General features: G+C 64.6%; 2 protein-coding genes. Both read left to right on the plus strand.

All coding sequences use genetic code 11. From position 1 onward, the window contains the following. Positions 1 to 127 precede the first annotated feature (127 nt). Positions 128 to 1,570, plus strand: a complete 1,443-nt coding sequence (gene rpsA / locus WB402_RS13455) for a 30S ribosomal protein S1 (RefSeq protein ID WP_424208702.1) — start codon at positions 128 to 130, stop codon at positions 1,568 to 1,570. Positions 1,571 to 1,594: 24 nt separating this feature from the next. Next, positions 1,595 to 1,927, plus strand: a 333-nt coding sequence (gene coaE / locus WB402_RS13460) for a dephospho-CoA kinase (protein ID WP_424208700.1), incomplete at its 3' end; no start/stop codon positions are given.

A 1,927-nucleotide genomic window follows, 5' to 3' on the forward strand; every position in this document is an offset into this window, starting at 1 on the left:
CTTCTGGACCAAGTTTGTCCAGCAGGTACACGGTCGAGTAGCCTCGACGGGTGAGTCGCGACCAGATCGCGAGTATCATCATGCCACCAGTCCCTACGACCTAACCTGTCCGGAGCAACCCAACAACATGCCAAGTCCCTCCGTCACCTCGCCGCAAGTAGCCGTCAACGACATCGGCTCGAGCGAGGACTTTCTCGCCGCCATCGACAAAACAATCAAATACTTCAACGATGGGGACATCGTGGAAGGGACGATCGTCAAGGTTGACCGTGACGAAGTCCTGCTCGACATCGGCTACAAGACCGAAGGTGTCATCCCGTCCCGCGAGCTCTCGATCAAGCACGACGTCGACCCCAATGAAGTGGTGTCCGTCGGCGACGAGGTCGAGGCGCTCGTTCTCACCAAAGAGGACAAAGAGGGTCGGCTGATCCTGTCCAAGAAGCGCGCCCAGTACGAGCGCGCCTGGGGCACGATCGAGGAGCTCAAGGAGAAGGACGAGGCCGTCAAGGGCACCGTCATCGAGGTCGTCAAGGGTGGTCTGATCCTCGACATCGGGCTGCGCGGCTTCCTGCCCGCCTCGCTGGTCGAGATGCGCCGCGTGCGCGACCTGCAGCCCTACATCGGCAAGGAGCTCGAGGCGAAGATCATCGAGCTGGACAAGAACCGCAACAACGTGGTGCTGTCCCGCCGTGCCTGGCTGGAGCAGACGCAGTCCGAGGTGCGCAGCGAGTTCCTCAACCAGCTGCAGAAGGGCGCGATCCGCAAGGGTGTGGTCAGTTCGATCGTCAACTTCGGCGCGTTCGTCGATCTCGGCGGCGTCGACGGCCTGGTGCACGTGTCCGAGCTGTCGTGGAAACACATCGATCACCCGTCCGAGGTCGTCCAGGTCGGCGACGAGGTGACCGTCGAGGTTCTCGACGTCGACATGGATCGTGAGCGGGTTTCGTTGTCGCTCAAGGCAACTCAGGAAGATCCCTGGCGTCACTTCGCGCGCACGCACGCGATCGGCCAGATCGTCCCGGGCAAGGTCACCAAGCTGGTGCCGTTCGGCGCGTTCGTGCGCGTCGAGGAGGGCATCGAGGGCCTGGTGCACATCTCCGAGCTGGCCGAGCGCCACGTCGAGGTGCCCGACCAGGTGGTGCAGGTCGGCGACGACGCGATGGTCAAGGTCATCGACATCGACTTGGAGCGGCGCCGCATCTCGTTGAGCCTCAAGCAGGCCAACGAGGACTACACCGAGGAGTTCGACCCGAGCAAGTACGGCATGGCCGACAGCTACGACGAGCAGGGCAACTACATCTTCCCCGAGGGCTTCGACGCCGAGACCAACGAGTGGCTCGAGGGATTCGACAAGCAGCGCACCGAGTGGGAGGCCCGCTACGCCGAGGCCGAACGCCGGCACAAGATGCACACCGCGCAGATGGAGAAGTTCGCCGCGGCCGAGGCGGCCGGGCACGGCACCGAGCAGTCGTCGGGTAACGGCACGCCTTCGGAGAAGGAGGCCGGCGGGTCGCTGGCCAGCGACGCCCAATTGGCCGCTCTGCGGGAGAAGCTCGCCGGCAACGCGTGACCTTCTCCTGACAGCTCTCACCGCATGCTGCGTATCGGGTTGACCGGTGGCATCGGCGCCGGCAAGTCGGCGCTGTCGGCCACCTTCGCGAAATGCGGTGCGGTCATCGTCGACGGCGACGTCATCGCGCGCGAGGTGGTCCAGCCGGGCACCGAGGGCCTCAAGGCGCTTGTCGAAGCGTTCGGCGACGACATCCTGCTTCCCGACGGATCGCTGGATCGTCCCGCGTTGGCCGCCAAGGCCTTCCGGGATGACGAGGCGCGCCAAAAGCTGAACGGCATCGTCCACCCGTTGGTGGGCAAGCGCCGCGCGGAGATCATCGCCTCGGTGCCCGAGGATTCAGTTGTCGTCGAGGAC

It is taken from the genome of Sulfuricaulis sp., from assembly GCF_049587675.1.
Taxonomy (GTDB): domain Bacteria; phylum Pseudomonadota; class Gammaproteobacteria; order Acidiferrobacterales; family Sulfurifustaceae; genus Sulfuricaulis.

Excerpts from the sequence above, each read along its gene's own strand:
- rpsA (WP_424208702.1), top strand. The coding sequence starts at position 128 with ATGCCAAGTCCCTCCGTCACCTCGCCGCAAGTAGCCGTCAACGACATC.